Origin of the sequence: Xenorhabdus khoisanae, assembly GCF_001037465.1 — a bacterium.
In the GTDB taxonomy this organism is placed as follows: domain Bacteria; phylum Pseudomonadota; class Gammaproteobacteria; order Enterobacterales; family Enterobacteriaceae; genus Xenorhabdus; species Xenorhabdus khoisanae.
In genome coordinates this window covers 1-5,089 of record NZ_LFCV01000201.1, presented here as the reverse complement: position 1 = coordinate 5,089, position 5,089 = coordinate 1, and the positions used below count along the sequence as shown (strand labels likewise).

9 protein-coding genes are annotated in these 5,089 nt (G+C 42.3%); 1 reads left to right on the top strand and 8 read right to left on the bottom strand.

Annotation, left to right across the window (positions count from 1 at the left end; translation table 11 throughout):
- The 5 genes from AB204_RS19995 to AB204_RS24075 form a co-directional block, all read right to left on the bottom strand.
- Positions 1–257, bottom strand: a 257-nt coding sequence (locus AB204_RS19995; RefSeq protein ID WP_047965145.1) for a phage terminase small subunit P27 family, incomplete at its 3' end; no start/stop codon positions are given.
- Positions 258–347: 90 nt separating this feature from the next.
- Positions 348–929, bottom strand: coding sequence for an HNH endonuclease (locus AB204_RS19990; protein ID WP_053067961.1), 582 nt, complete (start codon positions 927–929; stop codon positions 348–350).
- An 18-nt stretch (positions 930–947) separates the two neighbouring features.
- Positions 948–1,301 (bottom strand): HNH endonuclease, encoded by a 354-nt coding sequence (locus AB204_RS21790; RefSeq protein WP_072061488.1) that lies wholly within the window; start codon positions 1,299–1,301, stop codon positions 948–950.
- A 4-nt stretch (positions 1,302–1,305) separates the two neighbouring features.
- Entirely contained in the window at positions 1,306–1,656 is a 351-nt protein-coding gene (locus tag AB204_RS19980) for a hypothetical protein (protein ID WP_047965143.1), read from the bottom strand.
- 183 nt (positions 1,657–1,839) lie between these two features.
- On the bottom strand, positions 1,840–2,421 hold the full coding sequence (locus AB204_RS24075; RefSeq protein ID WP_053067960.1) for a phage antirepressor N-terminal domain-containing protein: 582 nt from the start codon (positions 2,419–2,421) through the stop codon (positions 1,840–1,842).
- 411 nt (positions 2,422–2,832) lie between these two features.
- Here AB204_RS24075 and AB204_RS19970 point away from each other — a divergent pair, with 411 nt between their 5' ends.
- The gene (locus AB204_RS19970; RefSeq protein ID WP_047965142.1) at positions 2,833–3,894 is read left to right on the top strand and encodes a beta family protein; all 1,062 of its coding nucleotides are present in this window, start codon (positions 2,833–2,835) and stop codon (positions 3,892–3,894) included.
- Here the strand turns inward: AB204_RS19970 and AB204_RS19965 are convergent.
- The 3 genes from AB204_RS19965 to AB204_RS23695 form a co-directional block, all read right to left on the bottom strand.
- Positions 3,891–4,457 carry a sce7726 family protein gene (locus AB204_RS19965; RefSeq protein ID WP_047965141.1) on the bottom strand — a complete coding sequence of 189 codons (567 nt, stop codon included), beginning with the start codon at positions 4,455–4,457 and terminating at the stop codon, positions 3,891–3,893. The two genes, AB204_RS19970 and AB204_RS19965, sit on opposite strands and share 4 nt — an antisense overlap.
- A 168-nt stretch (positions 4,458–4,625) precedes the next feature.
- Positions 4,626–4,811 (bottom strand): Rz1-like lysis system protein LysC, encoded by a 186-nt coding sequence (lysC, locus tag AB204_RS21785; protein WP_324292621.1) that lies wholly within the window; start codon positions 4,809–4,811, stop codon positions 4,626–4,628.
- Positions 4,774–5,089 (bottom strand): hypothetical protein (locus tag AB204_RS23695; protein WP_047965140.1); only part of this gene is annotated, 316 nt, incomplete at its 5' end. The genes lysC and AB204_RS23695, both read right to left, overlap by 38 nt.

Genomic DNA, 5,089 nt, shown 5'->3' with positions numbered 1-5,089 from the left:
GTTTCACAGTGCGTGCGGTATTCGACGTAGGCTTCAACCAGCAACTCAAGGGCTTTGGCGTCAAGGTTAGTCAGCACGCCGACTTTATGCAGTTCCCCGGCGATCCGTTCATGCCAGTACCGGCCCATTTTCCCAAAATGCTTGGGGACATGGGGAACCCCTTTTTCCGGCATCGGTTCATGGGCATTAATCGGGCGCTTTGATGGGTTACCCCTCACCAGACGCAGGTGAGTCGGGGTTGGCGGTCGTCCTGCCATGTGGTTTCTCCTGTAAAATGGTGCAGTTGGGGCACCCCAAAAAAAGGTTGGCATTTCGCGGCGATCTGAAAAGAGGCAAGGCGGCGGTCCTTAAGGGCGAGAGTGGTAGCTATTTGACCCGCCCCCGGTCCATAGGTGGCACCTAGTCCGATGATTGACTATATCTCGAACATGAGCCGCTGATATTCCAAACTCACGCGCAACCGAAAGTTTAGAATTTCCATCCAACACTCGTTGCTCTATCTTTAAAACATCATTATCTGATAGCTTTGTAGCAACAGCTCTTTCCCCATATTTCAAGCAGGCTGCTGTACCATGTCGTATACTATCTAGAGTGTTTTCTTTGTGGGTTCCCCACCTTAAATTTTCCAGACGGTTATCAAGCGGATCCCCATTTAGATGACGTGTAAGATCGCATTCTTTCGGCTTATCTCCCTTGTGTGCCAATAGCACAAGTTGATGAACGGGTTTTGTTACCACCGTCTTACGTCCGGTACCGCTCCTAACGTTAACTCGTTTATAGCCATTACGTATTCTCGTCTTAAGCCTTTTTAATTGATTGGTTCTAAGCGAGAATATTTCACCTTCTTTAGATGCAAAATAACCGGGGAACCCCTTAATTTCTTTTATTAAGACGTGCAGTTCCCCTGAATCTAATGTTGACTCAGTCATTATTCACCTATGAAATTGTTATTTATTAAAACGATCTAAAGATGTCTTCCGTCTGTGGCAGCTATAGCAAATCGAGGATAGATTGTTATCTGTATCAGCTCCCCCATGAGCCTTGGGAATGATATGGTCAACGGTCTTGGCTTCTACTACTCGACCACTTCGTAAGCACTCCTGACACAGGTATTTATCACGCCTAAGAATCCGTTCGCGTAGCTTGTCCCACTTGCTGCCGTAGCCGCGGGCGTGTCGGTTCTTACCCTGCTGGTGAGATTGCCAGCCTGTATGCAGATGGTCAGGACAGTAGCCGCTGCGGTCGGTAGTAGTCTTGGGGCAGCCTTGCTTGCGGCAAGCTCGGGGGATACGGGGTGGCATAGCATCACCGCCTTGCGAGTAATCCACCGGGTCGAATCTCACGGGTGATGAGTGTCTTTAGCTCTTCACGGATTATATAGCGGAGGTGATCGTCACTCAGGTTAATTCCCACCTTCGACACTAAAGACCTCAACTTTCCGCTAAAGACTCCCTGTGCATGATAAGCCTGCTCCACCTCATTGATGATGGTGGCAGCGTCTTTGTATTCCGCCTGCTTCGTACCGACCTCACGTCGCCCATCAATGCGATCCATCAGTTCAGCAATGCGTTCTAGCTGTGATTCAAGCTGGCTTAATGTTTCAGTGTCGTATTTGATACCGACAGTGAATGTGGATGTTGCTGTACCTTGTGACATGTTTGTTCTCCATAAATCAGAATAAATAACTGGTCTGGTTGATATAACCCCGACAGTTTTTGTACTGTGGTTATATAAAATGCTGAAAAAACATTCAGGAAGTCACTTATCGTCCAATATCCGATAATCGGACTTTGCTTTTCTGCATAGCGATCACGACTCTGTGAGTCATGATGGCGTAAGCTAAGAGCGGGTGAGTCTTCCTATTCCTGTCTGAACCAGAACGAAATCGAATTGCAGTAGATGTCTGCTTTCCCAATCTCGGATTTTCCTCTGAATAACGGGGATTGCTTTCTTCCTGTCATTCATATCTCTGGAACCTTGACTTGCTAATGCAAAAGTCTCTGTATCGTATTTGGCAATTTCATGTGCTTCTATCTCGGCCTCTGAGAGGTTTAATTTCTTACGAGAGGAATAACCCTTAGTCCAGTAATCATACAGAGCAGCAAAGCATTCTTCCTGATATTGAATGAGTTTGTTGCGAATGCTTGCTTTAACTTTCGCAGGGTTAATACTGAACAACCAACCATTAAGTTTTTTCAGAGGGATGCATAGCATCCTTTGAATTCCACCACTTGAAGGTATATCGATATCGATACACCCAAACTTATCTTTGTTTCTCTGTAACTTTTGTTGCTGTGCACCCCAGCTCATCCCTAAGTTCTTAACAATATGTTTCATGGCGACATACTCAATGCTCCCTTCTTTCATCGTGGTGATGGTGTCACCTTTGAAGTTAATTTCAGCAGTTAACAAGTTACTCATGGCGTATTACCTACATTTGAAATGAACCCTCGTTCACATAGAAAATCAGCCCGTCGAAGCTCGCCAGCTATAACTGACTTCCTCGAAGGCTCATATCAAAGTGATTGGATTCGACGTTTAAAGAATGGCGCTGTGAATGCGCAGTGAAAATAAAAATGCCACCAGCCCGTGTGCGTTGGGTACGCGGTAGGAACGGGGTGGCAGCATGGGTTATTCCTGTAGCCACTCAGGGAATGGGTAGAGGAATATTGTTTAATTCATGCATTATTATTTTTATTGCAATAATTTTATTTAGGTATCTTATATTAAAAAATGAATGGAGTAAGTCACATTTAGAAAGTTATTCATATGAAGATTGAAAAATAAGCATGTAATATTTCTTCTTTTTGTACTTTATAAGGATATCTATATATGAATATACACCATTATTATCCCCAAATCCGATGGAAAGCGGCTGAATATGAAGCGCTTAAAGAGTTGTCGCCTAATGTAATTTCTGGCTTAACTCCCATTATTTCTGTTCTCGATATTCCTTGGGATTTCATAAACGAATGCTATCAAAAAAACTTGATAGATCACCTTTCATCATTCGGAGCAATATTAGCTGATTCATGGGAATCTGAACGTCCTGTATTTGTTGATGTTGGTTATTTAGATGAACATGGTGACATGCAAAATCACCCACTAGATATCTGTATTAGTCATGCAAGAAATCACGGGAAAGAATTAATCCCTGTTATATCACCGGGTTACTCTAAAGAATATATATATTCTGTACTGAGAAATAATAGCAATGGTGCTGCAATAAAAGTAACACCAAAAAATGCAGGGCTTATATTGTACTTACTTACACAAATTAAACTAGACGCTAAAGATGTCGATTTAATTATAGATTTTACTGATATTCCAGATCTGACTACAAAACTAATAGAGGATGCAATTTATCACTATGTAACGGTTTGTAACTTGAAGAACTGGAGGAGAATAATATTTTCAAGTTGTCATTATCCACAATTTCAAACAGGTATCCAGCAACATACGCTACATACCATCCCAAGAGAAGAGTGGAGTTTATGGCAAAAAATAGTAGAAACGTCCGGCATGACTAGAACTCCAGGATTTAGTGATTACCCCACTGCCAGCTCAGAAATAAGCAATATTGACCCTCGATTGATGTCCCCGTATGTTTCAGTTCGTTACTCTGATTGGGGTAATTGGATCATTGTTAAAGGTTTAGCAGCCAGAAAAAATGGCTGGGGGCAAACACAAAATCTCTCTCAAATCTTAGTTAATAGTCCCTACTATTTTGATCCAAATTATAGTTGGGGGGATAGATATATACACGATAGAGCTAGCAACACTGTAACAGCTGGCAGTTCAAAGACATGGAGAAAAGTTGCACACACACATCATTTCACTATGGTAATTGAGCAGCTTTCTCAATACTCCACTAAATATCCTGCTATGCCTTAGTTTTTCCACGTAGTCCTTTGCCTCAAAGTGTGCCTCACTTCAACTTTCAATTTTTCAAGTGAGGTATGCTGTGCAATTATATCCCATAGCTCAAAACGTGGTTTACTTTTATTGCCTTTCAATATATCCCATTTTTCCATAATACGAAGACATTCATCTTTCCAAAGCAGTTTTGCTAATGAAAAAACATCACCATCAGGATTTAGTTTATCTCGCCTGTAGTTATGTATATGAATTGCTCCCCTACCACCTTGATTGACTATTTTTATCCCCCACCATTCAGGGATAATTTTTTGAGCAGCCAATAAATGAGAATCATGTACAACTAGTGTGACTTTATCCATAACTAAGGAATACTGTTCTATCTGGTTAGGTAGTCTCAAAAGATTGTCTCTCTCGCTCTTTAACTCATAACCATGAATAACTCCATTAATTACCGCAATATCAGCACGGCATAGACCCTGATTCAAAGAAAACTCATCAATAACTAATGTGTCTGGATCTTTATGATGCTCTTTCAGTATCTTAGAATGAACAGCACGCCGCACGTCTATGTCTTTCATTTTCTTGTCTTTCTTCCCAAGGAGTCAATGTAACCGTTTTTGAGGTCAAGAACTTTAAACGCTTACTGAATATATAGCACTATTTTTTTCTTCGTCCTCTGACATAAAGCCAATTTTAAGAAAAAATTTCAATGCTCAGCGCCCTAATATACTCTTGCCACCTCAGCATCACTTGTCCTGAGGTGCTGAGGTGTCTTCTATTTCCCGTATCGCCCATTTATCCAGATTGCACTGTTCAATGATCATCAGTAGCTGCTCATTCAGAATGAGGCTGTCACCCCATGTCATTTTGTCAGGAATGGCCGGGGTCAGACAGTCAGCGAGCAGATGCGCCGGGATCGGAATCAGTGGCACCTGAACGTATTCGATTCGCGTGTTGTTGCAGCCGGATAACAACCCCATCAGGAACAAGGCGAGCGGCGCAATCATGATTAACAACAATAGTTTTGATGGCGGCCTGAGTTTGCTCAGAATCCACGGCTGTCCGGTTCCGGTCTTCGCTATTAGCTTGTGAAATATCATTGATGATCCTGATAGCGTTGAAGGTGTTATCAGTGATGAGCTTTTGCTCGTCATACTGTCGTTTTAAACTACGGTATTCTTCGGCCTTGCCCTGATACTCACTGTAATAG